Source organism: Synechococcus sp. MVIR-18-1 (assembly GCF_014279835.1).
Taxonomy (GTDB): Bacteria; Cyanobacteriota; Cyanobacteriia; order PCC-6307; family Cyanobiaceae; genus Synechococcus_C.
Genome location: NZ_CP047942.1, coordinates 1,533,740 through 1,560,599 on the forward strand (window position 1 = coordinate 1,533,740; position 26,860 = coordinate 1,560,599).

At 50.1% G+C, this 26,860-nt stretch carries 39 protein-coding genes; 20 read left to right on the forward strand and 19 right to left on the reverse strand.

Annotated features, from left to right (window positions below; translation table 11 throughout):
* The first annotated feature begins 12 nt into the window (after positions 1-12).
* From SynMVIR181_RS08175 to SynMVIR181_RS08200, 6 genes are all read left to right on the forward strand, one after another.
* The gene (locus SynMVIR181_RS08175; protein ID WP_186523204.1) at positions 13-969 is read left to right on the forward strand and encodes an orange carotenoid-binding protein; all 957 of its coding nucleotides are present in this window, start codon (positions 13-15) and stop codon (positions 967-969) included.
* Between the two features lie 70 nt (positions 970-1,039).
* Entirely contained in the window at positions 1,040-1,705 is a 666-nt protein-coding gene (locus SynMVIR181_RS08180; protein ID WP_255444513.1) for a fatty acid desaturase, read from the forward strand.
* A 35-nt stretch (positions 1,706-1,740) separates the two neighbouring features.
* Positions 1,741-2,061, forward strand: coding sequence for a hypothetical protein (locus tag SynMVIR181_RS08185; protein WP_186590575.1), 321 nt, complete (start codon positions 1,741-1,743; stop codon positions 2,059-2,061).
* A 448-nt stretch (positions 2,062-2,509) separates the two neighbouring features.
* A complete protein-coding gene (locus SynMVIR181_RS08190) occupies positions 2,510-3,355 on the forward strand; it encodes a sulfite exporter TauE/SafE family protein (RefSeq protein WP_186588882.1) in 846 nt (281 codons plus the stop codon).
* Positions 3,356-3,798: 443 nt separating this feature from the next.
* Positions 3,799-3,966, forward strand: a complete 168-nt coding sequence (locus tag SynMVIR181_RS08195) for a hypothetical protein (protein WP_186588883.1) — start codon at positions 3,799-3,801, stop codon at positions 3,964-3,966.
* A gap of 536 nt (positions 3,967-4,502) precedes the next feature.
* On the forward strand, positions 4,503-4,757 hold the full coding sequence (locus tag SynMVIR181_RS08200; RefSeq protein ID WP_186588884.1) for a DUF3136 domain-containing protein: 255 nt from the start codon (positions 4,503-4,505) through the stop codon (positions 4,755-4,757).
* A 34-nt stretch (positions 4,758-4,791) separates the two neighbouring features.
* On the opposite strand, the gene SynMVIR181_RS08205 is transcribed toward SynMVIR181_RS08200, so the two are convergent.
* A complete protein-coding gene (locus SynMVIR181_RS08205; RefSeq protein WP_186588885.1) occupies positions 4,792-5,010 on the reverse strand; it encodes a DUF3136 domain-containing protein in 219 nt (72 codons plus the stop codon).
* A 150-nt stretch (positions 5,011-5,160) separates the two neighbouring features.
* On the opposite strand from SynMVIR181_RS08205, the gene SynMVIR181_RS08210 reads away from it, so the two are divergent.
* The 4 genes from SynMVIR181_RS08210 to SynMVIR181_RS08225 all read left to right on the forward strand — a co-directional run bounded on the left by SynMVIR181_RS08210 (position 5,161) and on the right by SynMVIR181_RS08225 (position 6,842).
* Positions 5,161-5,379, forward strand: a complete 219-nt coding sequence (locus SynMVIR181_RS08210) for a CP12 domain-containing protein (RefSeq protein WP_186588886.1) — start codon at positions 5,161-5,163, stop codon at positions 5,377-5,379.
* A gap of 79 nt (positions 5,380-5,458) precedes the next feature.
* Positions 5,459-6,145 carry a response regulator transcription factor gene (locus SynMVIR181_RS08215; protein WP_186588887.1) on the forward strand — a complete coding sequence of 229 codons (687 nt, stop codon included), beginning with the start codon at positions 5,459-5,461 and terminating at the stop codon, positions 6,143-6,145.
* A 14-nt stretch (positions 6,146-6,159) separates the two neighbouring features.
* Positions 6,160-6,663 carry a hypothetical protein gene (locus tag SynMVIR181_RS08220; protein ID WP_186523215.1) on the forward strand — a complete coding sequence of 168 codons (504 nt, stop codon included), beginning with the start codon at positions 6,160-6,162 and terminating at the stop codon, positions 6,661-6,663.
* A 2-nt stretch (positions 6,664-6,665) separates the two neighbouring features.
* The gene (locus SynMVIR181_RS08225) at positions 6,666-6,842 is read left to right on the forward strand and encodes a hypothetical protein (RefSeq protein ID WP_186588888.1); all 177 of its coding nucleotides are present in this window, start codon (positions 6,666-6,668) and stop codon (positions 6,840-6,842) included.
* A 17-nt stretch (positions 6,843-6,859) separates the two neighbouring features.
* On the opposite strand, the gene SynMVIR181_RS08230 is transcribed toward SynMVIR181_RS08225, so the two are convergent.
* On the reverse strand, positions 6,860-7,519 hold the full coding sequence (locus SynMVIR181_RS08230; RefSeq protein WP_186590576.1) for an SOS response-associated peptidase: 660 nt from the start codon (positions 7,517-7,519) through the stop codon (positions 6,860-6,862).
* Between the two features lie 94 nt (positions 7,520-7,613).
* Between SynMVIR181_RS08230 and SynMVIR181_RS08235 the strand changes: the two genes are divergently transcribed.
* A complete protein-coding gene (locus SynMVIR181_RS08235; RefSeq protein WP_186523218.1) occupies positions 7,614-7,841 on the forward strand; it encodes a hypothetical protein in 228 nt (75 codons plus the stop codon).
* An 11-nt stretch (positions 7,842-7,852) separates the two neighbouring features.
* Here SynMVIR181_RS08235 and SynMVIR181_RS08240 read toward each other — a convergent pair whose 3' ends face one another.
* Positions 7,853-8,731 carry a GNAT family N-acetyltransferase gene (locus SynMVIR181_RS08240; protein ID WP_186588889.1) on the reverse strand — a complete coding sequence of 293 codons (879 nt, stop codon included), beginning with the start codon at positions 8,729-8,731 and terminating at the stop codon, positions 7,853-7,855.
* A 260-nt stretch (positions 8,732-8,991) separates the two neighbouring features.
* Here SynMVIR181_RS08240 and SynMVIR181_RS08245 point away from each other — a divergent pair, with 260 nt between their 5' ends.
* Positions 8,992-9,159 carry a hypothetical protein gene (locus SynMVIR181_RS08245; RefSeq protein ID WP_186523223.1) on the forward strand — a complete coding sequence of 56 codons (168 nt, stop codon included), beginning with the start codon at positions 8,992-8,994 and terminating at the stop codon, positions 9,157-9,159.
* A gap of 13 nt (positions 9,160-9,172) precedes the next feature.
* Here SynMVIR181_RS08245 and SynMVIR181_RS08250 read toward each other — a convergent pair whose 3' ends face one another.
* Positions 9,173-9,655: a DoxX family protein gene (locus SynMVIR181_RS08250; RefSeq protein WP_186588890.1), complete on the reverse strand. Its 483-nt coding sequence runs from the start codon at positions 9,653-9,655 to the stop codon at positions 9,173-9,175.
* A gap of 304 nt (positions 9,656-9,959) precedes the next feature.
* A complete protein-coding gene (locus tag SynMVIR181_RS08255; protein WP_186588891.1) occupies positions 9,960-10,379 on the reverse strand; it encodes a nuclear transport factor 2 family protein in 420 nt (139 codons plus the stop codon).
* Positions 10,380-10,462: 83 nt separating this feature from the next.
* On the opposite strand from SynMVIR181_RS08255, the gene SynMVIR181_RS08260 reads away from it, so the two are divergent.
* Positions 10,463-10,681 (forward strand): chlorophyll a/b-binding protein, encoded by a 219-nt coding sequence (locus tag SynMVIR181_RS08260; RefSeq protein WP_186515851.1) that lies wholly within the window; start codon positions 10,463-10,465, stop codon positions 10,679-10,681.
* Between the two features lie 416 nt (positions 10,682-11,097).
* On the opposite strand, the gene SynMVIR181_RS08265 is transcribed toward SynMVIR181_RS08260, so the two are convergent.
* The 4 genes from SynMVIR181_RS08265 to SynMVIR181_RS08280 all read right to left on the reverse strand — a co-directional run bounded on the left by SynMVIR181_RS08265 (position 11,098) and on the right by SynMVIR181_RS08280 (position 14,047).
* Positions 11,098-11,742 carry a hypothetical protein gene (locus SynMVIR181_RS08265; RefSeq protein WP_186588892.1) on the reverse strand — a complete coding sequence of 215 codons (645 nt, stop codon included), beginning with the start codon at positions 11,740-11,742 and terminating at the stop codon, positions 11,098-11,100.
* A 387-nt stretch (positions 11,743-12,129) separates the two neighbouring features.
* Positions 12,130-12,474, reverse strand: coding sequence for a molecular chaperone DnaJ (locus SynMVIR181_RS08270; RefSeq protein WP_186588893.1), 345 nt, complete (start codon positions 12,472-12,474; stop codon positions 12,130-12,132).
* 60 nt (positions 12,475-12,534) lie between these two features.
* Positions 12,535-13,785, reverse strand: coding sequence for a glutathione S-transferase (locus SynMVIR181_RS08275; RefSeq protein ID WP_186588894.1), 1,251 nt, complete (start codon positions 13,783-13,785; stop codon positions 12,535-12,537).
* A gap of 25 nt (positions 13,786-13,810) precedes the next feature.
* Positions 13,811-14,047 carry a DUF1830 domain-containing protein gene (locus SynMVIR181_RS08280; protein ID WP_186588895.1) on the reverse strand — a complete coding sequence of 79 codons (237 nt, stop codon included), beginning with the start codon at positions 14,045-14,047 and terminating at the stop codon, positions 13,811-13,813.
* A 129-nt stretch (positions 14,048-14,176) separates the two neighbouring features.
* Between SynMVIR181_RS08280 and SynMVIR181_RS08285 the strand changes: the two genes are divergently transcribed.
* The gene (locus tag SynMVIR181_RS08285; RefSeq protein ID WP_186588896.1) at positions 14,177-14,650 is read left to right on the forward strand and encodes a hypothetical protein; all 474 of its coding nucleotides are present in this window, start codon (positions 14,177-14,179) and stop codon (positions 14,648-14,650) included.
* Here SynMVIR181_RS08285 and SynMVIR181_RS08290 read toward each other — a convergent pair.
* The 3 genes from SynMVIR181_RS08290 to SynMVIR181_RS08300 all read right to left on the reverse strand — a co-directional run bounded on the left by SynMVIR181_RS08290 (position 14,640) and on the right by SynMVIR181_RS08300 (position 16,377).
* Positions 14,640-15,224: a pyridoxamine 5'-phosphate oxidase family protein gene (locus tag SynMVIR181_RS08290; protein ID WP_370593838.1), complete on the reverse strand. Its 585-nt coding sequence runs from the start codon at positions 15,222-15,224 to the stop codon at positions 14,640-14,642. The two genes, SynMVIR181_RS08285 and SynMVIR181_RS08290, sit on opposite strands and share 11 nt — an antisense overlap.
* Positions 15,225-15,226: 2 nt before the next feature.
* The gene (locus tag SynMVIR181_RS08295) at positions 15,227-15,922 is read right to left on the reverse strand and encodes an AhpC/TSA family protein (RefSeq protein ID WP_186588897.1); all 696 of its coding nucleotides are present in this window, start codon (positions 15,920-15,922) and stop codon (positions 15,227-15,229) included.
* Positions 15,923-16,194: 272 nt separating this feature from the next.
* Positions 16,195-16,377 carry a hypothetical protein gene (locus SynMVIR181_RS08300; protein WP_186525729.1) on the reverse strand — a complete coding sequence of 61 codons (183 nt, stop codon included), beginning with the start codon at positions 16,375-16,377 and terminating at the stop codon, positions 16,195-16,197.
* A 224-nt stretch (positions 16,378-16,601) separates the two neighbouring features.
* Here SynMVIR181_RS08300 and SynMVIR181_RS08305 point away from each other — a divergent pair, with 224 nt between their 5' ends.
* Complete coding sequence (locus tag SynMVIR181_RS08305) at positions 16,602-16,925, forward strand: hypothetical protein (RefSeq protein ID WP_186588898.1); 324 nt, start codon at positions 16,602-16,604, stop codon at positions 16,923-16,925.
* 38 nt (positions 16,926-16,963) lie between these two features.
* Here SynMVIR181_RS08305 and SynMVIR181_RS08310 read toward each other — a convergent pair whose 3' ends face one another.
* Complete coding sequence (locus SynMVIR181_RS08310; protein WP_186588899.1) at positions 16,964-17,980, reverse strand: NAD(P)-dependent alcohol dehydrogenase; 1,017 nt, start codon at positions 17,978-17,980, stop codon at positions 16,964-16,966.
* 178 nt (positions 17,981-18,158) lie between these two features.
* Between SynMVIR181_RS08310 and SynMVIR181_RS08315 the strand changes: the two genes are divergently transcribed.
* Entirely contained in the window at positions 18,159-18,407 is a 249-nt protein-coding gene (locus tag SynMVIR181_RS08315) for a DUF1651 domain-containing protein (RefSeq protein WP_186588900.1), read from the forward strand.
* Positions 18,408-18,458: 51 nt separating this feature from the next.
* Here the strand turns inward: SynMVIR181_RS08315 and SynMVIR181_RS08320 are convergent, their stop codons facing one another.
* On the reverse strand, positions 18,459-18,782 hold the full coding sequence (locus SynMVIR181_RS08320) for a cupin domain-containing protein (RefSeq protein WP_186588901.1): 324 nt from the start codon (positions 18,780-18,782) through the stop codon (positions 18,459-18,461).
* Positions 18,751-20,073 carry a Rieske 2Fe-2S domain-containing protein gene (locus SynMVIR181_RS08325; RefSeq protein ID WP_186590578.1) on the reverse strand — a complete coding sequence of 441 codons (1,323 nt, stop codon included), beginning with the start codon at positions 20,071-20,073 and terminating at the stop codon, positions 18,751-18,753. Before SynMVIR181_RS08325 ends, SynMVIR181_RS08320 begins: the two co-directional genes overlap by 32 nt.
* A 140-nt stretch (positions 20,074-20,213) precedes the next feature.
* On the opposite strand from SynMVIR181_RS08325, the gene SynMVIR181_RS08330 reads away from it, so the two are divergent.
* Positions 20,214-20,615 (forward strand): DUF1499 domain-containing protein, encoded by a 402-nt coding sequence (locus tag SynMVIR181_RS08330; protein ID WP_186588902.1) that lies wholly within the window; start codon positions 20,214-20,216, stop codon positions 20,613-20,615.
* Positions 20,616-20,836: 221 nt separating this feature from the next.
* On the opposite strand, the gene SynMVIR181_RS08335 is transcribed toward SynMVIR181_RS08330, so the two are convergent.
* On the reverse strand, positions 20,837-21,976 hold the full coding sequence (locus SynMVIR181_RS08335) for an NAD(P)-binding protein (RefSeq protein ID WP_186588903.1): 1,140 nt from the start codon (positions 21,974-21,976) through the stop codon (positions 20,837-20,839).
* A 116-nt stretch (positions 21,977-22,092) separates the two neighbouring features.
* Here SynMVIR181_RS08335 and SynMVIR181_RS08340 point away from each other — a divergent pair, with 116 nt between their 5' ends.
* Both SynMVIR181_RS08340 and SynMVIR181_RS08345 read left to right on the forward strand, forming a co-directional pair.
* The gene (locus SynMVIR181_RS08340) at positions 22,093-22,962 is read left to right on the forward strand and encodes a bestrophin family ion channel (RefSeq protein ID WP_255444222.1); all 870 of its coding nucleotides are present in this window, start codon (positions 22,093-22,095) and stop codon (positions 22,960-22,962) included.
* Between the two features lie 56 nt (positions 22,963-23,018).
* Positions 23,019-24,398, forward strand: coding sequence for an NAD-dependent succinate-semialdehyde dehydrogenase (locus SynMVIR181_RS08345; protein WP_186588905.1), 1,380 nt, complete (start codon positions 23,019-23,021; stop codon positions 24,396-24,398).
* Positions 24,399-24,533: 135 nt separating this feature from the next.
* Here the strand turns inward: SynMVIR181_RS08345 and SynMVIR181_RS08350 are convergent, their stop codons facing one another.
* Entirely contained in the window at positions 24,534-25,211 is a 678-nt protein-coding gene (locus SynMVIR181_RS08350) for an SDR family oxidoreductase (RefSeq protein WP_186588906.1), read from the reverse strand.
* Between the two features lie 146 nt (positions 25,212-25,357).
* Here SynMVIR181_RS08350 and SynMVIR181_RS08355 point away from each other — a divergent pair, with 146 nt between their 5' ends.
* Entirely contained in the window at positions 25,358-25,582 is a 225-nt protein-coding gene (locus SynMVIR181_RS08355; RefSeq protein WP_255444223.1) for a hypothetical protein, read from the forward strand.
* 104 nt (positions 25,583-25,686) lie between these two features.
* Here the strand turns inward: SynMVIR181_RS08355 and SynMVIR181_RS13305 are convergent, their stop codons facing one another.
* On the reverse strand, positions 25,687-26,001 hold the full coding sequence (locus tag SynMVIR181_RS13305; RefSeq protein WP_255444224.1) for a DUF4278 domain-containing protein: 315 nt from the start codon (positions 25,999-26,001) through the stop codon (positions 25,687-25,689).
* 24 nt (positions 26,002-26,025) lie between these two features.
* Positions 26,026-26,796 (reverse strand): hypothetical protein, encoded by a 771-nt coding sequence (locus SynMVIR181_RS08365; protein WP_186588908.1) that lies wholly within the window; start codon positions 26,794-26,796, stop codon positions 26,026-26,028.
* Positions 26,797-26,860: the final 64 nt, after the last annotated feature.

The window sequence follows — 26,860 nt, forward strand, 5'->3', positions numbered from 1 at the left end:
CGCGGTACTTCCATGTTTACGATCGATAAGGCCGCGCAGATATTCCCAGATACACGTACAGCAGATGCAGTCCCGGCCATCACTGCCCGCTACAAGTTGCTAAGTGCAGAGGATCAACTCGCCCTTATCTGGTTCGCCTATCTAGAGATGGGACGCACGATCACTGTTGCTGCTCCGGGTGCCGCACGAATGGCAATCGCACAGCCAACACTCGATGAAATTACTGGGATGGGTTTCAGCGAGCAAAGCCGCGTGATGTGCGACTTAGCTGGAAAAGTGGATGCTCCTATTTCTACGCGTTATGCCTTCTGGTCGATCAACGTAAAGCTCGGTTTCTGGTACGAACTTGGTGAACTGATGAATCAAGGGAAAGTCGCACCGATTCCCGAAGGTTATAAATTGTCTTCCAACGCCAACGCTGTTCTTGAGTCCGTCAAGAAAGTTGAGCAAGGCCAACAAATCAGTATTCTGCGAAACTTTGTTGTTGACATGGGTTTTGACCCTGACAACGACGATTCAGCGATTGTTTCCGAACCGATCGTTGAGCCCACACCTGCAGAAGCTCGCGTAAAAGTTTTCATTCCTGGAGTCTTGAATCAAACGATTCTGGATTACATGGAACTACTCAATTCCAACGATTTTGACGGTCTGATTAAATTATTCTTATCTGATGGTGCTCTCCAACCACCATTTCAAAGGCCGATCGTTGGAACAGATGCCATTCTCAAGTTCTTCAAGCGGGACTGTCAGAACCTAAAACTGCTGCCTCAAGGTGGTTACGGAGAACCCACGGATGGTGGTTTTAATCAAATTAAAGTCACGGGACAGGTTCAAACTCCTTGGTTTGGAGGAGAAGTTGGCATGAATGTTGCCTGGCGTTTCCTGCTAGACGAAAACGATAAGATCTATTTTGTTGCCATCGATCTCTTGGCATCACCAGCCGAACTCCTGAAACTTGGTGGTAGCTGAATCTGATCAGCAGCGTGATCTCGGATTAGTGTTCGCAGCAGTAATCACAGCGATTTGGCTCATTTCACTCGTGGGATGTCTTTCGTTAAATCTTGATTTACTGCCGATCTCAACATTAATCCCTCTTGTTTTATTGAGAACATTTGTACAGACGGGATTATTCATCATCGGCCATGACGCCATGCATGGAACCCTCTCACCAAACCGTTCTAAATTAAACAACTTCATTGGTACTGCTTCCCTCATTCTTTATGCGGGTCTCAGTTATCAACGATGCAAGAGCAATCACGATCTTCACCATTTAAAGGCTGAAACCGAACGAGACCCTGATTATCTCAATCACCCAGACCATTCAGCCTTGCGCTGGTTCTGGGACTTTCTCAGGCGGTACATGAGTGTTAGACCGCTCACGATTTTGATTTCGTGTTGGTTGGTCCTTATCACTCTCATTCCGTCAACAGGCCAACAAGCCATTTTATCGGTCACGCTTTTCTGTACTCTTCCTCTGATTTTGAGCGCTCTGCAGCTCTTTTTCGTAGGCACTTGGTTTCCCCACCACCTCAACAAGAACAATCCTCATCGTCAAACACCTAGAAGTCTGACGGTTCATCCATTGCTCTCGTTCGCAGCTTGCTATCACTTTGGATATCATCGCGAACATCACCTATCACCGTCCACACCCTGGTTTGATCTTCCGCGTCTGCGTCAACGATCCCCATTGAGTCAGACGGCCTGAACCACCGGCTAACACCATCCCTTTTGATTCTCGTCATGACGCAAGTTGACTGGCCTTCCACCGAAACAGAGATTGCTCGTAAAGCCTTCCTCAAAGGCAACGAGCGCGCTGTGACCGTTTTGATTAGTGCCATCCAAAACAAGAGTCAGTCTCTGAACTCACTCGAATCTGTTTGCTCACTTCACGACTATCTCAGTACGGAGAGATTCGAGTTAGAAGGAAGAATGGATTTCAACTACGACACCATTCTCTTCTCTCTCGCTGAAATGATGAAAAGAGATCTGATCGAAGCCAATGATCTTCAGGGATTAGACCCCAAAAAAGTTTCAAAGATCAAAGCTATGTCTCTCTTTTAAATGTGCAGTCAATTGAAGCGATTTAATTGATAAAAACTATTATTAAAATACTGTTCTCTTCCAACATTTACTGAAGTTCAGCATTGCGAAACTGGCACTTATTAAAATACTATATGGTACTAATTTGCAAATTTGGTTCTTCACCAGTTTCAGGTGAAGGACCTTTTTCAAGTTTGCGTTGAGTTTTTGCAGCTTTCTTCAAGATTTTCTGAGCTTCGTCTCTCGTGAGACACACTTCAGCCTTTGAGAGAAGTTTATGTAACTTGCGATGCTGTTTAGCCGGATTCATTTTTCACCTACTGACTTATATTCTATCCTTTCTAAGGGTCTTGGGGCAACTGCGTGGTTCATACCGCCACTTTTCAACAAAATCAGTAACCATCTGAACGCATCAGCCCCATTGCGACAGCCATTCACAGCATGCTGAGAGCGCACTGGAACAGTCGCCGTGGTGCCTTGGTGGGATATACCGATCTTGATCAGCCTCGGACTCCTGGCAGGAGGCTTGGCTGGATTGTTAGGAATCGGCGGCGGTTTGATCTTTGCTCCTGTTCTGCTCTGGCTCAACCTGCCGCCTCATCAGGCACTCGCTACTAGCAGCTTTGCGATTGTGCCAACCGCTTTAGCTGGGACAATCGTGCACCTGCAAAGTGGAAGCCTGCCAACAAGGTCGGCTTTAGCCATTGGCCTAGCAGGCTTCGGATCAGCGTTGATCTTTGGAGGACTCGGTGGCCTTGCTGCTGGATGGATGCTGTTAGCCATGCAGACAGCGGTGTATGTGTTGTTGGCTTTTTCCATCAAAGAGGCGCCAAAAGCTGAGACAAATGAAGATGCAGAAACAGACGAAGCCGAAGAAAAAATCGAAGACGCAGAGATAGAGCAAGAGCTCGAGAAACCACTCTGCTTGGAACCAGAAGAAACGCCCGCGCCCCTGCTAGCTGGAGTGGGCTGCATCGCGGGCTGGACAGCAGGAATGCTTGGCCTCGGGGGGGGACTCGTTCTCGTACCACTCATGAGTGGGCCTTTTGCAGTCCCTATCCATCGGGCCATTCGCCTGAGCACAGTGGCCGTGCTCTGCTCAGCCAGTGCAGCGTCACTCCAATTTCTGCACGAAGGACGGGGGATTCCCTGGATGGGACTCACTCTGGGCAGCGTTGCGGCAATAGCTGCTCAATGGACTGCGAGACGCCTCGATCTTTTTGATTCATTAGTTTTGGTGCGTTGCTTACGAGGACTAGCCATTGTCTTGGCCATCGACAGCAGCCGCCGCGCGATTCAACTTGTACTGAATTGATCTCATCGATCATATTGAGAACAATAGGAGTGGTTAAAACACATTTTCAATGCAAGGAAGACAAGCTCAAAGGATTGATTCATATATTGGAAAATATCATTATTCATTGGCACTTAATAGAACTTTCAGCCAACTCTAAGATCAAGAAAACATGATTCGGTACGATTATTAGAATGCAATCATACCGATGACGAGTGCAATTAAGGGCTTTCACTATGGCCAATCCAAACACAATGAGCTGCAGCAGCTCATAACCAAGACAATTGTCATAGGTGTGGTTGCACCAGTGCTAGCAGCCGTTGCTCTTAGCCAAAAACTGTCCGCATCTTCTACTGATACAACAAAATTTCAACTCTGGTAAGCAAAATATACTGGAGGCCAAGGGGGGAGATTGCAAATTGCTCGCAAAGAAGAGAGAATGAATCTGCAGCCAGAAACCTCAGATGAGCAACGATTCTGCAAAAGGCAAAGACTATTGGATCGACGAAATTGCCTTCCTGGAAGCACGACTAAATGGAAGTCAGGGGGATATCGATGCGGAGGATCGATCGGCTTGCGAGGTTGCTCTAAAGACAGCAAAAGCAAACCTTTCCTCCTGTAGCAGTGGCTAGAGAACCAGTAATGCCTTCAAATCATCCAATCGTGAGTGCCGTAGTCGCTTATTGTTAAGCCTATTAGAGACTAGGCTTACTATTGCAATATAAAGCAAACATTCTAGCAACTAGCAGATAATCTTTAAGAACTCTCATTTTTCATTGAGCAGATCCTGGTGGCCCTGAAGATTCAAATGTGAAACAAACGAGCCATTGCACTCTCCAATATCAGCAAAGATCAAGGCTGACATAACCAACCAAAAATCCATCATCTCGTGATTGTTAGCTCATGAATAGGCCACTAATCACCCCCAAATAGGGACTAACAAAATCGCCTTACATAGAGCATGCTCCATCCACAGCTCAGTACAAGGGCCCTCTCGAAGCAAAAAAATGACTTTCTCAATGGATGGATGGACGTTCACAATCGTCTTATTAGGTAGCAGGGTCATCCTTGAAGGATGCTGCGGCACAAGGTCCATTAGTTCAGAACTCCACCCACTATCTTTACCTAAGCAAACTGCACATGAACTTCTATCCGAGACTTGCGCATCATGACCACTCCAACATTCAGCACCACTCAAAGCATTTCCGAACTACGTGATCAGCAATCGATCTATTTAAAAGCATTACAAATTCTCATTCAGGATGGATCCTCAATGGAGAAGGCTCAAAAGACTGTTTGCTGGAATCGACTGAGCAGACTCCACGAAGCAATGCCAAACCAATACTTAAATCCAGAACACCTCTTCTTGCAAATGCTTGCCGATACAGCAGCAATTAACCCAAGTAAAAGAAAAAGTCGTTAATCAGAAAGTCATTAGATCTCCCTGAGACGAGTTTTTAATCTCCCAAATCCCTCTGGATAAGACGTAACAAATGCGAAGGAGCCTTATAACGACGAGGGAGAGACAGGTGTAGTGTCTCCAGCCTTTCCCAACACAAAGTTTTCTTCATTTGCAGGGGTGAGCGGCCTTCTGAAAGCAAAAGACGCATCGCCTTGCAATAAAGGGGATACTTTGCTTCTAATTCTCCAATCGTGATTGCTGGGCTCGTGCTCATTAGCTAAGCCTTATTGTGAATCAACTTCACATTGCCTTAGCAAAGGACATCTCTTCGACCCCCATTTGGGGTCAATTCAAAGGTCCCCATCTGGGGGTATCTGCCCAAAGCCGGAAAGCTTTGAATATTGAATGATCATTTGATTTCTATATGGAAAGCATTGAAAACCATATCTCCAAAGACCGAGCAGATCTTGAAAAAGCAAAGAGAGATGGTGATGCTGGCAAACAAGCTCATCTAAAAGAAGAACTTGAAAGGCTCGAGACCTATAAGCGAAACCACCCTGATGAGCATAAAGACCCCTCTCCTTTGGAGTTGCATTGCGAAATTAATCCCGATGCCCCTGAATGCCTCGTTTATGACGACTAAGCCCCCATCGAACCGATGACGTCGTAAATTTTTTGCGAGGATCGCTGAGAACGTTCCTGCGCTTAAAGATGTCCGGACCATGGATCTGACCCCCTATATCCAGAACCAAGAGCAGCGCGAAAATGAAGATCGCCTTCTTACGGTCACGGTGACAGGGAAGGTCGCCCTTGCGATGAAGGGGCGCTTTTTTCTCCGTTGTTTTTGTGATTCATTTCAAGACACAGGATGCATTGGCTGTGCAGTAACTGATGAAGACAGTTGTATTAAATACCTAGAAAAAGAACCCTTTGAGCTTCTGATTTGCACCGATCGGCTGGAAAAGGGAAATGGTTTCGAATTAACTCGCAAAGCACGCGAGCAGCAACCTTCGCTCAAGGTCGTCGTCCTGGCTCTCGGAGATGCCATCCCTGTTGAATACGCCAACGCCTCCTGGCTTGAAGCGGTTGTCGCGGAAGCCGACATCATTGAAGATCGCAAGCCCCTTGAGGCAGCTGTGCTCGCGGTCTTAGGGCACCACTCCTACCGGAGTGCCTCTCTTCGCTCAGGTCATTTGCCCTATTTGAGCTGTCCCAGACTCACGCCGAGAGAATATGAAGTTCTCGATCTTCTTGCACAGGGAATGACAGATCGGGAGATTGCAGAGGCCTTAACCGTGAGTGAACAAACCTCACGGACTTACACCAAGCGACTGCTAAAAATTCTTGGGGTCAACAATCGGGTGCAAGCTGTCCTTAAAGGCATGCGCTGCGGCATGGTGCAGATCTGAACCCCGTCCAAGCCATGATTCAGCGCTCACTTATTTCACTTCTGATCGCAATGTGTTTGCTGATCAGTACCCCCGTTCTGGCAGCTGAACTGCGGTTGAGTGACGTGGCCTTAGCTCCTTGCGATGCCAGTGACCCAGGGGCACAACCAGGACAGGCGCAAGGGAATACGCGCAACAACATCACAAGTCCTGAGGGAGCCAGCTGCTACGTGCTCAGCGGCACAGTCGATAATCCAAGCAAACGCGCTGTTGTCGATACAGATGTTTATGCACGCATTCTTGATCGCAGCGGTGAGCCAGTGCTTCAAAACCGCACACGTGTTGGATCGATTGGAGATGTAGACCCAGGAGCCCATCCATTCGCCCTCCGACTCGCTGTGCCCAGAGGCACTCCAGGCCCTTTTGAGGTCAAGAACCCACGAGCTCGTGGGTTCAATGCTCCTGTTCGTACTCGTGCAAACGACGACGATGAATTACTACCACTCGAACAGAATGTGGTGACGTCAGTGGAGGATTGAAAATGATCTCACCGATTCGGTCTGGGATCACATTGCTGGGCTTGATTGCTTTGATGGCGCTCATCAGCTTGAACCCAAGAACAGCGAATCGAGACGCCCCTCTTCGTTCACTCAAAGACAATCGGATCATGCCCCGCAACAGCATGCGACGCCTCAGGGAGCAACGAATTCGAGATTGATCAGCAAGGAGCGGGGATCACTGGATGTCAAACAGCGAACCCTGGACAGCAGATGGAGATGGTTGGTTCCCGCTCGATTGAATCGGTTCAACAATCCAACCTTGAGGATCCCAACCCATCAGGAGTGGTTCTAAAGCGCGGAGGTCATGGCCATCAGCAACGGCCAGCCATGCCTCTTCCAGACCATCAGGAATCAAAACAGGCATTCGATCGTGCAGCGGCTGAATCAGAGAATTCGGTGCCGTGGTGAGAATCGTGCAGGTGTCAAGTTCACTTCCATCCGAACCAAGCCAGCGCTCCCACAACCCAGCCATCCAAAAGGAACCTTGATCTCGACGGCGAACCAAATAGTTTTTTTCGAAAAATCCAGTGGCTGGAATCAAACATCGCCGGTGGCGCCAGGCTGCTCGAAAGCTCGCTTTCTCGGCAACGGTTTCAGAGCGAGCATTGATGGGGCGAGGTCCTGCGGAGGGGTCTTTCGCCCAGGAAGGAATCAAGCCCCAAAGCATGAGCGCGGCTTCGGTCTTGCACTCCTCACGACGCAATCCCAACACGGGTTCAGAAGGGCGGATCAGTTGCCGTGGTGCATAGCGCGAGAGATGCACATCATCCATTCGCTCCCGAATCGCCGCCGGGAGCTGAAGAGCATCCGCAGTGAGTGAAAAACGTCCACACATGCCATCCATCATCGATGGCGGATGCTCGCGATGGAAGATCTCACAGATGAGAGATCAAACTCGTCAGAATCGGCGAAACCTAAAATGCGAAAAAATGCTTCCTGTTAATCCGTTCTGCCTGATCAATGCCGGCAAGGTGGCTGGCCTCAAAGCCACCATCATGATCTTGATGGTGATGTTGATGAAGTCCAAGCTTCTACGCATCAAGATGTCGCTGCTTGGTTCCTTGATTGGTTTCACCCTGTTGGTTGGATTCCTACTTACCACTGGCGCCCTGACGCTCGTTGCAGGTGGAGCCGTCGTCTATGCGGCTAAGAAGTAAAGCCAAGCCACTCAACCCAATTCCAGACAGGCCAAAGCAAAAACATCAGTTAAATCAACTTCTGGTAAACCACCTCGATACATCCGCATTGTTTCCGATTCAGCCCTAAATCCGAGCGTAAGCATGAGCTCTTTCGCTGCAGAATTAAATCCAGGGGTATCAATCAATAATGCCCCTGGGTGGCGTTGTTGAAGCTTCCGGATAAGATACGCGGCTAAGCCAGGAGAATCAGCGAGGAGTGGACCGATCCGCCAACCTTCTCCATCTTGCAAAAGGCAAGGGCGAATACGGCCAAATCCGTGGCAGTTGCCGTTCTCATCAAGAAGGGCAAGAACCTGACCCGATTGGTGTCCAAGCCAATCGGCAAGAAAGTGGGGTCTGGGGCTTGGCTCCCGCTGAGCGTCATACAGCTGAACAGCTTCTGAAGGCACATCGCTTCCCTCCACCACCTGCAAACCGGGTGGAAGACCGCCCCATAAGTCATCTAATTCACCCTTGTTGAAGCAGCTCCATCGGGTGGTCATTGAAGACGATTCAAATCCCCAGCCCGCATAGTCCAAAATTCGAGCCGGGGCTGCCTCTAATCCGATACAGGTGAGGTCAGCAAGGTGGTCGAGAGCATGCTTCCAAAGCTGTTTTCCATAGCCATGACCTCTCTGATGTGGAACAACGAGATAGAGGCCAATAAATCCATAATCAAGGTTGTAACGAACGCCCGCAATGCAACCAATCGGCTCGCGATCAAGCCAGGCAATCCACAACCCCTGACGATCGGTATGCCGATAAATCTCAATGTCCCCAAGACCTGGAGCAAATCCCTCGCGTCGGGACCAATCGGTCACGATTGGAATCTGGTCTGACTCCAATTCATAGATTTGAAGAGAGCCCATCCAACCAATAGACACGTGACGCGTCCTCAATCATGGGGAAGAACCTGCCTGAGGACTCAGAATTCATTCTTGAATATTCGTTCCAAATCCTTTCGAAACTGTTTGGAGCTCAAGGGTTGAGCTTTTTGACGCGCTGCATTTCTAAACCACAAGGAGCGAATCCACCAGACCTGAAGAACCCCAAAGAAAACCCCCACAATCAAAAGGCTGACTGAGGGGGAATTAAGAGGAATGGTCATTGGTGTCACTGATCAAGCAGGATGGAGGCTGATCGGGACAGAACCTTGCGAGAGATGAGTGTTGGCGAACTGCTACTTCGCAACGTAGGCAAATTTGCTGCAGTGTCAGGGGTGATTGGCGTGGTGATTTGGCTGAGCTGGGTCATGCTCGACGTCAAACATCTCCAGTCCGGCTTCACCCTTCCATGAGACTGACTAAAAGCTAAGCAGCTCCACCTTCTGATACAACTGTGTCGATGGAGCCAGACTGCTCACGCTCTAGCTCAGGACTAAAGCGGCGCACAATCAATTCGTCAATTGCGAACAGTCCTGGGCCTACAGCCAAAATCGCCACGGCGGCCCCGAAGTACAGACCCAGTAGCTCCAGCAAATAGATGTTGAATCCTGCTGTGATGATGGCGTGATAGATGGCAACTGAGATCGTTCCCATGATCGCCAGTGCACCGAAGCGTGTCAGGAAACCCGTAATCAACAGCCAACTACCGATAACTTCAGAAAAAGCGGCTACATATGAGAGAAGGATTGGGAAGGGGAGGTGAAGTGGGCGGACGAATGCGTCAGCAAAATTCTCGATATTGGCCAACTTCTCGTAACCATGGTGAATGAGAAGGGTGCCTGTGACGACACGCAGAATCAGAATTCCGAAATCCGAGAGAAAAGGTTTCGTCGCAATGGATCTCAGCATTTGGTTTACGTTTCTCAACACACCCTAATCAAAACACGCTCCTTTGTGAAGAAGTGCGTAGCTAGGGGCGAGGCAATTAGGAATAATTACTCACTCGCGCACGGCTAGCGGATGCGCCATGATGACATTTGTAACGAATGCTTAACATGTCAAGCGAAGCGTTGATCACAGTCTTCCTCGGTTTTGGAGCTGCCGTGACCAGCCTCACGTTTTGGAAGCTGAGCCAAAGCCGTTCACCCCAAAATTCTTCTACGCGTTGAACCTGCCAGAGCGAGGTCAAATTTGTGCAGCCCCCTAATGGTGATCAATCCACAAATTTCTTATAGAGCCATCTGACGAAACCGCCAAGGACTGGGACTGGACCAAAAGTGGGACCAATAAAATCAAAATAATCCCTGTGGCTGATGACCTTTCCCTCAGCGTTGATCTTTAGCCGAGAAACACCAGGGTATATAAATTCTATTCCCTTAATTTTTAAGCCCATTTCCCATTCAATAAAAGCAATATTTTCATTGACGGATATTGCGCCAGGTACAAGATAAATGTCGTCGCACCGCTTCATCAAACCATCTTGAGCAGCGATGTAGGCATCAATGCCTTGACGCTCCTGAGTTGGATCCTGAAAGAGAACCTGATCGTCATACAACTCTCTCCATTGAGACTCCGTGGGTGCCGACTGTCCATAGGGTTTAGTAAAAAGTGCTTTTAAACGAACAGAGTCCATGGGTTCGGGCCTAAGGGTGTCCCAAGCTTATGAAAAGAAGCTGGATCTCTGCATACAGTCATCGGAGATTTGATGGAGACGATTTGTCACCCCAAAATTTTCAGTACGAACCTTTAGAAGCTTTCGGTGAAGGCCTAACGACGAAACGCCCCTGGAATCAAGGATCCTTGGGCTTTGTTGAACGACTCAACGGAAGAGTGGCGATGTTGGGTTTTATGGCTGCCATCATCGGAGAACTGATTAGTGGTCATGGACCTGCAGGCCAAGTTGCAGATGTGATCCGCTGGTATTTATCTCTATAAATCTCATCACAAAAACATCTTTTACATTTCACTTAAGCTTTATCAGCAACAATAGATTGCAAAAATTCTGCTCACAAAAATTATTCGCATGCAGAAACCAAAACCAGCCAACAAAAAATCTATTTCAACAGAAAGCTTGATGGTCACCCTCACACTTTAGCTTAAAACGATAGTAATTGACCGCCCTAAAGACAGGGATAAATTATTACTTCACTTACTTGTATCAACCTAATCACAGAGATAATATTTACCTTTGCCTAAAGCCTTAAAGCAATCATTAGGTGACAGAGAGATTGTCATGCTTATCACCCTAGACGCATGCGAAAGGAGGAAAAATACAATCTTGATTGATTGCCAGAATAGGCAACAATTAAAGACGTAGGAACATTGGCCACAAGTAGGTCATATGTCTACTTTTAGCCATTCCACAAGGCGCTAAAAAGCAACAAAAACAAAAGAAGAAGGCCAAGTACAGAAGAAGAATAGATCAAATTCAAGCGTTTACTATTAGTCTGCAACCAACCGCTATAACGCTGGCTCAACCATGGCACAAGCCACCAACCCGTTACTGCAACAGTAATGGCATTACTGATTAACATATTTAGCGGCAAGGGCAGAACATCCAAGGTATTCTGACCAATCACAATCAGAATCATCACTGAAGGATAAAGCGCCAACCAAACTAATAAATTAATTTTCCAAATAGGTGTTTGCATACCTTTTCGACAGTTGAGCCACTGATCAAAAGAATGAGGCTCTAACAACGAATAATACTTATAACCAAGTGAAGCCTCTGCCTCATTTAAGATCTGACGACGCTCAGTACTATCCAACCAAGCCAAGCAAAGCTGAAGACTGACAAACGTTACTCTTGCAGTACAAAGGTATCCACTACTTGATGGAAGTGGGGAGAAGCCAAGATCCTGCCCAAGATAACCCTCAAACTTCATGGCAACATGATTAATTTTCTCCTGAAGCGCCTTATAGCCATCGAGCTGAAGCATGGAAATTTCGCTCTTAAACGTATACGTAAACTCCTCTCCAGTAAGCATCGAAACCATTGCTTAATCTCCCTTGAAATTGCCTTAACAGCATCATTGTGCAGAAGTCCAAGCTTCAGGCATACTGCAATTATCTCCACATCCTAAAACACGAAACATTAATTCCATATCATTATCAATTCCGGTTGGCAGTTGACCAGCATGCGCGTCAAAAGAGACGAAATCGGCCTCCTTCCATTGCAAAAATTACCAATCCGACTATCCAGGTCAATCGCTCATGCACCACCAAGCATTGCTGCATAAAAAACACGAACGGCTAATTAGGATCCATGACTTTTCCTACTCTCAATAATCAACTGCCAAAAAAAATTAAACAAACCATAGAAACAGACTGAAGTACCTGCATTCGTAAAGCATCCAGAGTCTGTATTTAAGTCAACCTCGATGTCACGGCGCAACGATGTCTGACATCTCAGGCTGGAGCAACACGTCGCGGGCGTTGTTCAAACGCGTCATCGTTTCGGGATCGCCACCCTTATCTGGGTGATGCTGCACAGCGAGAGCTTTGTGCACCCTCTTCACCAGCTGTTCTGTTAACCGACCCGAGAGAGCCAAGCCCAGGGTCTGCCTCGCGCAAATCGCTTCATAATCAGGATCCCTACCTAAGGGCTGCCGCTCGCGGCCATGGTTGGAGTGACCATGTTTGCGCTTGCTCTTTCTGTTGCGCTTGCTCCTGCCAGCGTTACCGGTTCCGAAACCAGAGCCCGCTTGAGCCTCTTGAGCGCTCGACATAGTGATCTCACATATGAAACCAGCCTGCCGGATCGCGATCACCGGAACAAACGCAAACCCTCACAGGGACAAAAATGGCCTTGGGTCTTGATCAAAACGATGCTCAAAGGGCGGTGGGGCTGATTGAGCCTCACCATCAAGAGCTGCTGTTGCTTCAAGGGCCGCTCTCAATAACCGAGCACTCTGCAGAGGCATATCTCTCGGCACCGAAATTCGATCTCTCAAGTAACGCAGACCGCTTGCAGTGTCAGCATTTGGCTGACAAAGATCACCTGACACTAAAGAGGTCAGTGCAGCCCGCAGAGGCTGATCAAAAGCAGCACCAAGAGGGTTGCGATCCATCAGCGCAGAACGATGGCGCAACACTCTCTCTAGTGCCCTGTAAGAAGACATCACACCGTCGTCATCGATCAGCGCTGACCAGCTTGTTTCGAGTTCAGCGAGACCAGCACCTTGATCCACCGCACGCGCCATCGCTTGCTGTTCAGGACGTCCATTACTCCAACAACCACCCATTTGTGGGGGCAAGTCGTGGGCATGCGTATGGACATCACTCTGGGTACCGCGATAGGTCGAAAGCTGCTCCAAAGCCTTGAACCATCGATCGATGCCTGGATGCTCTTGCCGAAGTGCAAAGCCCTTGAAGTAAGCCAAGGAGGCATTCATCCGCTCCACGTAAGGAACGAACACCAGATCTGCCGTTCCGGGGTGAGCTCCACCCGGACAATCAGGATCAAGCCAATGGCCACCTCCCGCCATGAGAGCCGCCTCCATTTGACGAGCCACAGTCTGAAACTGATCACGCGCTTGAACCTCCTGCCGATTGTTCAGCCTGGGGGTGCAAAGCCACATGCACCAAGCACGAAACAAAAGACGCTCGAGATCGCGCAACCGGCGCACCCGTTGGTCATGCATCCCTGCGCCTAAAGCGCCAAAGGCATGCTCCAACGCTTCCAGGATGCGATCACTTTCTGTGAGGAGCCGTCCATCTAACTCAAGGGCCGGAAGCATTCCTGACGGCACCTTGGCGGTAAACCAGGGCTCCTTCGGCCCGTAGCAGCGCATGGTGACTTTTCGAATCCGATAGGGGACTCGACGAAACTCCAGCCATAGCCATACCTTCTGGCAATAGGGGCACCAAGCATGATGATCACGAAACAACGTGACTCGCACCTGAGACTCAGGCTGTCCAAACAAGCGCAATGTGGCTTGGGCATTCGCTGGGCCTTCACAACGCTCCGCAGGAGCAGGAGCCAAAGCTTTTAGCTGCTCCCAACTCAGGGCAACAGAATCAGCGAGCAAATCGGCCATAGCCCACATTCAGATCTATGCATGATCAAGGATCACCCAGCCTGTGGTGGCTCAGGAGGGCATAGTCCTTAGCCTCGGCCGTGGTGTGCAGCATGGGCTCGCCGCCATTCAACAACCAGAATTCAAGGCGAGCCTCATCGGGCGCCTCAAACAAGTACACCTCAGATGGCATCAAAACTTTTTCACAAAAGAATTGACTTTCGCCAATACATTTGAGGATTAACATTTTTGATGAATCATTCCGATAGCAACATTCACCCATCCAAGAATTCCATTCACGATCGTTAAAACATCCCTTGAAAACCTCTTAAGAGTTGTCTAACTCAACACCAAAACAGAAGCATCTTTAGATTTTTTCAATGCGACGACTCCTTGCTCCCTCCCCGCTCTCATGAACTTCGCCATTCTGAATGTCAGGGAAAAGGCCGTCCGCCTGACAGGCACTGGTCTCAAGAGCAGCGATCTGTTGGGATGCTGGCACTTACAAACGGTTTGGTCGAAGGGAGACCAGAACGCCAATCCATTCAGCAGCTGGATGCTGAGAAGCCTGGATGCCCGCCTGGAGATCGAAGCAGATTTCGAGGGGCAAAGCAGTGAAATACGTCTTTCTAACGCCGTCAACTTTGGACCTCTTGAACTCAAATTCCAAGGCCCAGGTTTCTTGAAAGGAAAGCGCCCACTACTAATCTTTCACTTCGACTCGCTGGCGCTGCGCATTGGTGGCATTGTCTTGCTCAAAAAAGTATTGCCCACGCCAGATCAAAAACGTATGCCTTTTTTTGCTCTTATCGAACGCAACCCTGATGGCTGGATGGCGGCCCGTGGACGGGGAGGCGGACTCGCACTCTGGGTACTCAAGGATTAATCCTTTGTTCTTGCCATTGCCTGGAAGAGGTCCACAACCGTCGCAAATGCGGGTGTGGCTTGAGATCGAGCTGCTCAACGAGGTGCAACGAAATCCGAAGCAGGCGCAAATGCTCTGGCGTAGCTGAATCATCTGACACCTCCTGCGGCCATGGGCCTTGAGGATCAAACGGATCACCGGGAGGAGGCCAAGCCCAGACAGATCGGCCAGAAGCTGGGAGCCGCTTCCAGTGCTGATCCAAATCCACAGAATCCCCTGTGGGAGAGATCATCGTTGCCGTTCCACGAAGGCGAAACTGCTCACGGGCCTTACGAAACAACCAGCACAACTCCACCTCAGGCGTTCTTTCAATCTCTAAGCACTTCTCACTTCGGGCGTCCGTGAGCAGATCTAGCGTCGCCGCAGCACTCCAATCGCGGAACACGAGCGTGCGCACCCTCGGGTAACCATCCACGGAAAGAGTTGCAAGCTGCAACCAGCGACCACCCGGTAAGCGACCTTCTCTCTTACGCGCCGCAGTTAAGAGCGGTCTCCAAGGAGGGAGCGGCTGCTCTGCATCCATTTCAGTGCTCACCTTCAGTCCTCACGATCCAGCCAAGGATCAAGGAAAGTAAGCGGCTTATTCATTGTTTCCGAGAAGCCCAAGATGCCCTTGTCGCGGTGGACGTAGAGAACGGAATCATCCTCATCCAAAAGAAATGTGCCGCCTCGCTGCGTGATGTAGGCGTTGTTGGGGACATAAGTCCCCCACTTCGAGAGCACTTCATTCATGTTGCGAAGACGAACCGTGGCCAGCTCAAATGGCCGTTGGAATCCGCTGCCCCCAGCCAGGCGAAACAGGGAAGAGTCATCAAAACGGGCTGGTGCACTGCGGTCCCCCGTATATCCCCTCAGCACTTCAGCAAGAGTGCCTGGCGAGCCAATCCCTGCACACATCAGCAAAAGGGATGGCCAAGGACCGCCAGCAGCCTGAAGACCGGGTGAGAGACCAACACTGCGATGCAGCTCTGCATCAGGAACCACCCGAAGCTGAGATCTTGGGAATCCGGTAAAAACGCAAAAACGATCAGCACCGGCTTGATCCCCGATCGCGATGCCCAAAGTCTGGATTCCTACCTGCTCCAAATGAGAGAGCGTAGGCACGAGGGCTTGGGCATATTCCATTGAGTCGAAATCACCCAGCTGAGTGAACAGCAACACCAAACGCTTGGAACCTGATTCCATGCCAGGGGTTTGTTGGAGATAAGCGAGTAAGGCTTCTGGTGCTTTCATGTTGGATCGAGCCCTATCAGCGCAATTCGATGCTGAAGATCCAAACCTTAATCAAAATCTGTCCAATGACCTGACCTACAAATTCATGCACCAGCTCAGTGCTGGGAGGGGTAGGGCGAACCCCCATCGATCCATGATTGAGCCACTAAGAGCAATCCAACAAGATTAGGCAAACACCAAAGATTGCTTCCAGGTTTGGCCACATTCGAGCTGAGTCTTCTTTGCGCTATCACGTCGCCTTTGCTCAATCGGTATGGGTCTCCACAACGTGATTAAGGCTCATCACTGCGACCTCCAAAATCGGAGATCATCGACCGGATCGCTTCTTCAATATTTAATTCTTCAAGCCGCCACTGCTTGGAGGGAGCATTTGGCATGTCAATGCGTTTGTAAATGTGACCATCAGTCACAAGGTACTGGCTGGGATCAACCATCTTTTTAGAGGTGACGATCAACGAGAGGTCTCCATCAACAAATCAAATCTGATCGGACCAGGTAGGAAGTCACAAGGGTTTGTCTTGGGGAGCACATCAACAGTGGATGGCCTCTCCCTACCGCTACCACGATCCCAAGCCATCGCGATCAGAAATCCAGGCCTGAGATTCGAGAGCCATAGAGCGATGATGATCCATCTATGAATGCAGCATTCAGCATGAAAACCCAACATCTTTGCCTTCCGATGCTGCTGCTTGCGCTGGGAGTATCCAGCTCAGTTCATGCCAGTTGCGACACCCTTTCAACCAAGCTGAGCAGGATCAATGCTGAAGAGAAAGAGTCCTTGAAAAAAGCACGAAAAAAGCACGTCAAAAAGAAATGCGGATCTCAAAGTCAATCTTGGATTGGAGGAGCAGCAGGTTCCAGACGATTTGAATATCTAAATTGCAAACTCAGCGCACGGAATAGTGAAGAGTTCAAAAACAAGTGGTCTAACGAATCTGCGACTTGGCAGGCCAAGCGAGAGAAATTAGAGACTGAACTCCTCTCCTCTGGTTGTGCTGAATGATGGATTCTGCAAGACCAACCAGACAACCAAGCGCAGACTCAGCCATCCATTAGGCCGTCTGTCTGATCAAGCACGAAGCGGTAACGCACATCACCACGATGCAAGCGTTCAATCGCTTGATTGACCTGATCGAACGGAAGATGCTCCACCTGAGGTTTGATGGCATGCCTCACGCAGAACTCCATCATTTTTCGAAGACTCCCAGGCGACGACGTGGGACTACCCGTGATCGACCGACGAAAGGAAATCAAATCGAAAGCACCAACTTGTATGGGCTGCAAGACGGCTCCCAGCTGATGCAAGCGACCCCGTGGGGCCAGAGATCCCATCACGGCAGACCAGTCGAGCGGTTGATTCGCGGTGTTAATCACGAGATCGAAGCGTCCAGCCAATGCGGGGAGCTCTTCTAAGAGCATCACATTGTGAGCCCCAAACCCCCTGGCCTCATGAGCCTTGGTGAGGTCGGTGGTGAGAGCGGTGACCTCACACCCCCAGGCCTTAGCGAACTGCAGCGCCATATGACCGAGTCCACCAATCCCCACAACCGCCACATGGGCCATAGGCGACACCTGCTCATCCAGAAGCGGAGCAAAAACTGTGATGCCACCGCAGAACAACGGTCCTGCCACGGCAGGATCCATCCCTTTTGGCAGAACAATTGTCCAGTCCTGGTGGGCTTTGACATGGCTGGCAAGCCCGCCCTGGCGGCCCACAATCGTCGCCTCCAGGGACGGACAAAGATTGCTGGTTCCAGCCAAACATTGATCGCAGCGAAAACAACTGCCACTGATCCAGCCCAAGCCACGAATCTGCCCGATCACGCTTGAGTCCACGCCAGCGCCAACAGACACCACCCTGCCCACAACTTCATGGCCAGGGACTAGCGGGTACTGGCTGATGCCCCAGCTGTTGTCGATCATCGACAGGTCGCTATGGCAAAGACCGCAGTGAAGGACCTCTAAAACAAGTTCGTCAGCACCCGGCTCAAGCAGGACTCTCTTGACCTTTTGCAGAGGCGCCGATGCACTCTCAGCTTCCCAGACATCTATATCCACGATGAATCCAGCCAGCCTGATTCAGCCTTAGCCAGAAAAACAAAAAGTGCGTTGACGCACGCGCAGAACTCAACTAGAACATCTGTACCAGCGACAGATTCTTGGCTCCGTGTTCGCCCTACGCCCCTTTCCAGGCTGAAGCGTGGATGCATGACTCTGTCATCAGCCCTCGAAAGACATGCCACACCAGGACTGGATCCAGGATCCAAACTCCACGGACACGAAACGTTTCCACCCCGATGAAAAAAGTTGGAGCCGTGATCCACACGTCTTCGTGGATTCAGGGCGACCTCTTTCAGGTGACCCTCCCCTGTTGAAGACGCGTGTGCATTTGAGCCAGCAAACAGCTGATCAACTTTGGCGCGAGCTCGTACGCGTTGGCTGGAGGCCCTGCGGCCCACAGTGGAGCTCAGACTCAGACATTTGAGCCACCTCCATCACAATCAACGCTTGATTAGGAATGCCTGTTTCGCTGCACCTAACCGAATTGGTAATGCTTACGCACAGGTTGGTGAACTTCCCAAGTGCAGCTCATCCCCTTCGGAAACACAACAAGATCTCCCGCCCCAAATCTCACGGGCTCGCCGCCATCCGGAGTCACCGTCACATCCCCGTCAAGCAACAAGCAAGTTTCGCGCTGGTCATAGGTCCAAGGGAATCTGCTGATGTCGCAGCCCCAAATCGGCCAATCTCGTAAACCAAGAGCCAGGATCGTGCTCTCGGGACAAGGCGATGTGACACTGATCATCGTGGTAATTGAACAGAGCTTCTCAGATTCGCTGATTTCGGGGCGCCTGACCATCCCCAACGAGCAATCCCCGCTGCCAACGAGACGTTTGGCGGAGCGAGACACCACTCAGTGCAGCGAGAGTTACACCCAACCAAAGCAGCCAACTCAACTGACCCGCTCCGATCAACACGGCAGACAGCCACAGCGAACCCCAGAGCCAAGGCCGTAGTGAACGAATCCGTCGCAGAGCAACCGAGCAGCTGCGACAGTGCTTGGTATGACTGTGATATCGATCCATTAAAACCTCTACATCCTGACGCGGCGGCAGCGGCCGGCCAGCGAAGGGGCCACCTCCTTCGCGGTTGACCCAGCGATGTAGCGCCTTGACATACACATCAGCTGATGTGGGAAGGACAAAAGCCTGTTCAGCGGAAGCACTGCCACCAGCGGCTTCAAGGACCCTTTCTTGCCAGTGCAGAAAGACCTGATCGTCCTCTAAGACCTTGTGGTTGCCGATGTGCTGCAACCAGCGAGGCCGCAACCCCACCAAGACGCGAGGAGCAACAGCCTTGAACTGGAAGGGGAACCGAGCAAACAAACGACATTTCCCTCGGCTGATCGGTACGGCATAAACCACCGTCAAAATGCGCGCAAACCCCTTAGCCGTGAGGTCATGCCACATCAACTGGGGAGCTCGAAAATGTGTGTCCTGTGAACCGAGCTTTCCCTTTCGAGGACCCTCCTGCCAAAACGCTTCAAACCCTTGGGAGTCCTCGCGGGTGATCACTGCCTCCACTGGAGAGGCATTCTCCCTTTTGCCCACGGTGCGGTGATGCGTGAAGGGAACATGACTCACATCCAAAACATTCTCAAGGAGGGTGAGAGCATCCATCGGCAAATCGCGGAATGTGTCTTGCACAATCCAGCCATCCGCCCAACCATCTCCCTGCTCCTTCAAAACTGGAACCAAGGGAAGCGCTGCAGGATCAGCAGCTGTAGCCGTGCCGCTCCAGACAAACAACAATCCCTGGCCTATCGCAGTGGGCAAGCTCCCACATTCCGTTCGCTGGGCTTGCGAGCGAGCTCCTTCCCCCATTTGAGGAATCGCCCGACACGTACCCTCCCCGTCAAAACTCCAACCGTGATATGGACATTCCAATTGACCGGCCTCATTGATCCGGCCTTCACTCAATGGAACAAGTCGGTGAGGGCAGACATCTTTAAAGGCTCTCCAGCTGTCGCCAGGAGCATCCCACCACAGCACCAAATCTTGATCAAGAAGCGTGAATCGCTGGGGACGGGTTGGGTCAAGATCGCGCGTATAGGCCACGGGCCACCACTGTTCACTCCAGCTGGGGTGCATGGTTGCTTCACGACTGACACCATGATCGTCGGATCTTGATCCGTATCGTGAGGCTGTACGCCGTACCGAGCAGATTGAACGTTCAGCTCGATGGCCATCGGCTCCCAAACTCACTTGAACAACGCTGAGACAGCTTCCCTATGGTTTTGACCGTTTTTTCAATCCTTCTAGCTCTGTTTCACTTCGTCGGGCCGATGCCCACCGATCTGGGCATCCATCAAGGTCAACTCAGTTCGTGCGAATCACCCGCTCACTGCGCACGACTCGAGTGGGAGCGAAACGATCCAGTCGAAAGCCTAAGGGAACTCGCCGAAGTCATCCAACAAACCCCTCGATCCGAGATCGTCGAACAGCGAGCGGATTATCTCCATGCCACCGCAAGCAGTCAGATTTTCGGCTTCGTTGATGATTTAGAGCTCTACGCGGATTCAGAACGATCTGTACTCCAGGCACGCTCAGTTTCAAGACTTGGAGAATCAGATCTTGGGGTCAACGAACAACGTCTTCGAAGCTTGGAAGCTGCCTTGTCCAATCAAGAGTGAATGAGATCGTGTCGCATTTAACGTTAAGCGTCCACGTAAATCAGTGCAGCTCAAACACATACAAGGGTCATCATCATGCACGCTGGCATGGAGCTGAACAGGGCGATAACTCGGGCGCATGTGTGATCCGCTTTGAACTGTTTTGACGCATCAATGAACCGCTCACCAGGTCTGGCAATCCATTCTGAAATTGTTGTTATCAATGCATCCGCGACCCATCTTTATTCGGTCAGTTGGGCAGCGAGATCAACCGCACTTTGGAGAGCCCCTTCAGCCATGCCAAAACCAGGGCCGGCAATCCAGTCCCCACAAAAGCCAACAGCACTGGGCCCGCACCATTGAAGGGACGTTGGGAGCGGGTAATCCAGGGGCTGAGATGCTCCCCAACGCATGACCCCTAAAGAACGCGCCAGAGGAAGTGCCTGAGCCAACTCTGGCCAAGGCAGCAACAGCTCAGTGAGAGCCTTTCGTTGACGTAATTCCTGCGACACCAACAAACCAGGCTGGCTGTCTGGCGTGATCGGGGACCCGTCATCTAATCCATGGACCACTAAGCCCAGCTTTTGATCCTGCTGACGATGAAGAACGATTCGTTCAATGCCAAATGTTTCTTGAGCTTCAGACGTCAACCAAATTTGCCTAGGGAGATGGTCGGCACATCGAGGGAATTCGAGCATCAAATTCCAGCGCACCGATGCACGCATCTCAGCAATTTGCTCGAGTGCAGCGTCCAGGAAGGGATCCACATTCAACGGAACTGCCGAACGCAAAGGCACATCGCGCCACCCCAACATCGCCAGGGAGCGGGGATGCGCCAAAAGATTTCCAGTGACCACTAAAGAACGCGCACGGTGCTGACCGGAGAAGCACCACCATCCATTTTCCCTACTCAAGCCACTGATTCGTTCTCCAAACACCCCGTGCGTTTTTGAGCCTGCAGCCTGCAGCAAAGCTTCTGGCACCGATGCCATGGTTGGCACACCACGAAAACGAGGGCCCTGCAGCAGTGGGTGATCCGGTGGGTCAACGAGGCAACCCGTCTCATTTAACCCAACAACAATTCCTCGATCAGGCTGGACAATCCCCTTCTCCAGAAGAGGATTCCACAATTCAGCGAGACGACCCTTCGGTGGTTGGCTGAAGCTGAAACAAGGCGCACCATGGTCGAGCCGCCAGAGCAAATCGTCGCGTCGGCGCCGCGACGCGGCTCGACCACCAGGACCTCGACCAGCTTCTAAGAGCAAAATGGTGCCGTCAAAACCGGCTTGACGAAGCGAAGCAGCAAGACCAGTGCCGGCCAGACCAGCTCCGATCACAGCAAGATCAAAATCTGAATGCGGAGAGTCAGCTAATAGGGTCATAAAGCGCCAATGGCCGCGGGATTAAGTCAAAGCGAATCATGGGGAACGCCATGCCAATTAAGTCTGGGACCTACGGCGATCCACCGCGTACAGCTCGACGGGACTATTTCGTTGTTTTGTTGCTGTTGCTGTGGCGTATGCGCTACGACCTCTTGCTGTTGGCGGTGGTTGGCACTCTGATCTTGAGTGACACAGTGCCCACCAATTGGCAACAAAGCGGCAGCGTGGTCTCAATTATGGGAATTACGGTATCGATCTTTATAGGTTTTAGAAATACTCAGGCGATTGGCCGTTGGTGGGAAGCACGGCAATTATGGGGAGCAATCGTTAACCACAGCCGCAATTGGACAGACATTTTAACAAGTCTGCTTCCAGAAGATCACTTAGCGAGTGCAGATGGACGCAACCTAGTGCGTTATCAAGTTGCAATGGTTTGGCAGCTCAATTTTCAGTTAAGAAATTTTTACCATCAAGATCTAAGGCGCTTCCAAGACTACCTCTTGGAGAATCTAGAGATGAAACCAACAACAACACTAAGACAATTAGGGCAGGCTAGAGCCATTGCAGTTCGCAAACTATATGAAAACAAAAGCATCAATGCTCGTGGCAGAGAACAATTAATGAACATTGCCAATGCCACCGTTGACGCAATCGGTGGCCTTGAGAGAATTAGAAATACGCCATTGCCTGCAAGTTACGACGTTTTTGTTCGCATGTTGAGCTGGATCTTCGGGTTTCAGCTCCTGTTGAACTTCAAAACAGATGGGACATCTGTAGTCGGCAGCATCACCGGGATCGTGTTGTTCCTTGGCTTTTTAATGGCCGAACGCATTGGTGCCTACGTTGAAGGTCCATTCGATGGAGATGGAAGCACATTTGCATTGCCTCTCAATGCAATCTGTCTCACGATTAGCCGCGACTTACTAGGGAATGAAACCGATTCATGCCTCCATCATTTCTCCAAAGACCCTGTTCGATGGACGTAAAATAGTTAAAATCAAGGTCACAAGCCCTCATTCGTTAGGGCAAAACATAAGAAAAAATGACACAAGCAAAAGGCCTTAAAGCGGTTAATCCTGCCACCGGAGAAATCATTAACACGTATCCATTAATGGATCAAGTTCAGATCATTCAAGCCATAGAGCAGGCGCATTCTGGATACCAACAATGGAAAACCTCTGCTTTTAGCGTAAGAGCAAAAGCTCTTACTCAGGCCTCACAGGCATTAAAAGCAAACAATATTGCCTTGGCAGAATGTATCACCCAAGAAATGGGAAAGCCTATTCAGCAATCATTAGCGGAGGTAGAAAAATGTGCCTGGGTCTGCGAGTATTTCGCAGCGAATGGTCAACAGCACCTTGCTGACGAAATGATCGATCTGGGTGAGAAGAAGGCCGTCGTAACGGCGCAACCGCTCGGAATTCTTTTTGCAGTGATGCCCTGGAATTTCCCTCTATGGCAAGCCTTCAGAGCAATTGCCCCTGCCTTAATGGCAGGAAATACGCTCCTTCTAAAAGGTGCATCCAATGTGCCGGGATGCAGCAAGGCCATTCAAAAAATCTTTGACAGCTGCGACATCCCTCAAGGGGTCTTCACGAATTTGCCCATTCGATCAACAGATGCACAACTCGTCATTGCGCATCCAAAAGTACGCGCTGTCACCCTTACAGGGAGCGAGGAGGCCGGTCGTGCTGTGGCATCAATTGCAGGCGCCAATCTAAAAAAATGTGTTTTAGAGCTAGGGGGACAAGATCCCTATCTAATCCTTCACGATGCAGATCTTGATTTAGCAGCAGATCGTTGTGCAGCAAGTCGGATGCTTTGCTCAGGACAAGTTTGCATTGCAGCAAAACGCCTGATTATTGTCAATGATGTCTACGATCAATTCTTCAACCTTCTGCAGGAAAAACTGAATTCTTACGTGATGGGAGACCCAATGAATCCCGCATTTAATATTGGACCAATAGCAAGATTAGATCTCCGTCAAAAAATTCATCTGCAGGTTGAAAAAAGCATTAAACAGGGAGCCACTCTTCGCAAAGGTGGGAGAATACCAGAACAACAAGGCTGGTGGTATCCCATCACAGTCCTCGAAGATGTCACACCGGGGATGCCCGCATTTGATGATGAAATTTTTGGGCCAGTGCTTAGCCTTGTCCGTGCAGAAAATGACAAGCATGCGATTGAACTTGCCTCCGAAACTCGCTTTGGATTGGGAGCAGCCATTTTTTCAGCAAACACCGCCAATGCCAAGCGAATCGCAGTCGAAGACATTGAAGCAGGATGCGTGGCAATCAATGATTTTGTAAGAAGTGATCCTCGGGTTCCCTTCGGAGGGATTAAAGACAGTGGCTATGGCAGAGAACTGGGTAAACTTGGTATCCATGAATTTATCAACAGCAAAAGCATTGTAGGAGCTTGATTAAATTAAAAAGCAACAACAACAACCATGGGGCATTAAAAAAGATGGGTGGCGGCCCATCTTCTCAACTTGATTGCAATGATCAGAAGTCAAACTCTGATCACTGATTTATCGCATATATAGAGGACCTGGTCTCTAGGAATCAATACTCAATAATGCTTCGGGAAGAGCGATCAGTGGGCGAGAGGCACTGCTTGTCACTTCAAGAATCTTCCCGATCGAAGCCGGAGTATTCAATGCCTCCACGCAGCAACGGGCAACAAGACGCCTTGGAATGGAATCCTTCTCCTGCTGATTAGGACCTGTCCAATACACCCCCTCTTCCTCCAGTGATTGCTCTCTTTCACTGAGACCACCTGGCCTAATGACCGTCCAATCCAGCCCGCTGTTCTCCAGAGCCTGCTCCCCAATTCGTTTCCAGACAAGAATCAGACCAAACAAGTTCAGGGGGTGACGCCACCGCCCCGCACATAAAGAACTCACGAGAATCACCCTAGACACTCCAACTCTCAAACAACTCTCCACTTGAGAACGTACTCCCCAAGCGTCAACTCGCATCGGACCTAACAAATCAATCGAAGGCCTGGCACCCGTTGCAATCACTAAGGCATCCACACCCTTTAAGGCTGCATCCAAAGCGCTTGGGTCTTGCAAGCTGATCCGAACTTGCTCAGCCTTGCTAAGGGTTTCGGGAATCACCGACTCAGACCTCAGCAACAAACGCGGACAGTCTCCATAAGCCATCAACTCCTCAGCAATCCGAAACCCTGTTTTTCCAGAGGCTCCAGTAATCGCAATTGTTCGCTGACTCATGAGAAGGTGTTATTGCAATAATTCTAAAATTGATGATAAGGGAGATCTAAGGTAAAGCGCACAGCAACGCATCAACATCAACGTCAAAACTGACGCATCAAACCATGAGAATCTCAATAGCTGCAGCAATTCTGGCCCTTATGAGCTTGCAAGCAGGCAAAAGCCAAGCGACAACAGAATGCGAGCTACTCACAAGAATCATGAATAGCCTTGGCTCAAGAATGAGCATCAATCGCTACATCATTTCTAGCAAGGGAGATAGTGAAGCCGCAAAAAAAGCTAGCGATGAGCTATCAGAACAAAACAAAAGCTATCGCAAAGCAAAATCACAATATAAAAAAGCAAACTGCAAGAGTGTGTGGGACAAATAAGGTAAGGTTAAGGTCATTCTGAATACTCAAAATAAAAGCCCGATTGCAATTAAGCAACCGGGCAACAAACTCAATCACCGAAAATGATGACTATGGGAGCTTAGTTACTTGGAGTAACGAACGCCTCGGTAGCTCAAAACTGGATGTTGTTGCATTTCAGCTCTGACCTTTTCACGGCAAGTGTTGTAGTGCTCGTGGCGATAGGTGAGCTCCACACAGGTTTTAGCCGCAGAGGGCTGATGGGCTGCGTAGGACTGACCTCTGTACAGAAGAGTTCTCATGATGTTCTCCGAGAAAACCCAAGTCCCCGTTCCTTGGCTTGGGCTGGTCTGCGCCTCGTAAAAACGAGGTGAACGATGCAATGCGTAGCTGTTGCTACTGCACAAACATAGGGATTGGTCAAGGAGATCGGCGTTCATCACGATACAAAGACACAAATCAGGTCAAAGGAAACCATTGGGATGGGTGTGCTCCACGTCCACCACATGACCGTCACCATTCACACGGCAAAGCCAGGGCGCCTTTGTACGAGGAACATTGACGCGTACTGAAAATCCTCCCTTATACGATTCAGTCCCAACGATCTGGAGGGAATCACGCCTTCGCCCAACCTGATTCGATACCGCGCGAAGACAGGTTGACTCTGCATGCTGGCGCTGATTTCCCCCGCCATGACCAGAGTGACCTTGAATCAAACTTCCGATCAAAGCTCCAGCAAACGCTCCAATTGCAGACCCCGTACTCGTTGAAGAAGAATTGTCATAGCGAGGACTCGGATCATGCGCGGTTTCTAGACGAACAGCAAGGCGTTGCGCTTGACCTCTGTCGTTCCATGCAAAAACATTGCTATTGCCGCCATCACGAAATTGCGCGTTGTGCAAGCCAGAGGATGTTTCAATTTGCAGAGCCTCCTTGGAAGGTCCGCGAAAGCGATAGGTGGAGCCATTGTCAAGCTTGATCACCAACACAGTGTTGCCAGCATTGACCTTTTGTTGACTTACGCAATGCCCCTGAAAGGCAACAGCACCACCACTCATCAATCGGCACACTCCCTGTGCACGAGCAATCGTTTTTGCAGAGACCATTGCAGGACCCGCAAACAATTGCAGGGATGAAATCGTGACTACCCCAGACACCACAACACCAACACGAACCAAATGCTTCATATCACTAAAAAAGAACACCACTTCTTGGTAGCAAGACCTCTCGTTCATAGCCAAAAAACCGACATGAACCGAAGCCGATTATTTAGCAGGTGATCATGCAATACTTAGGTTC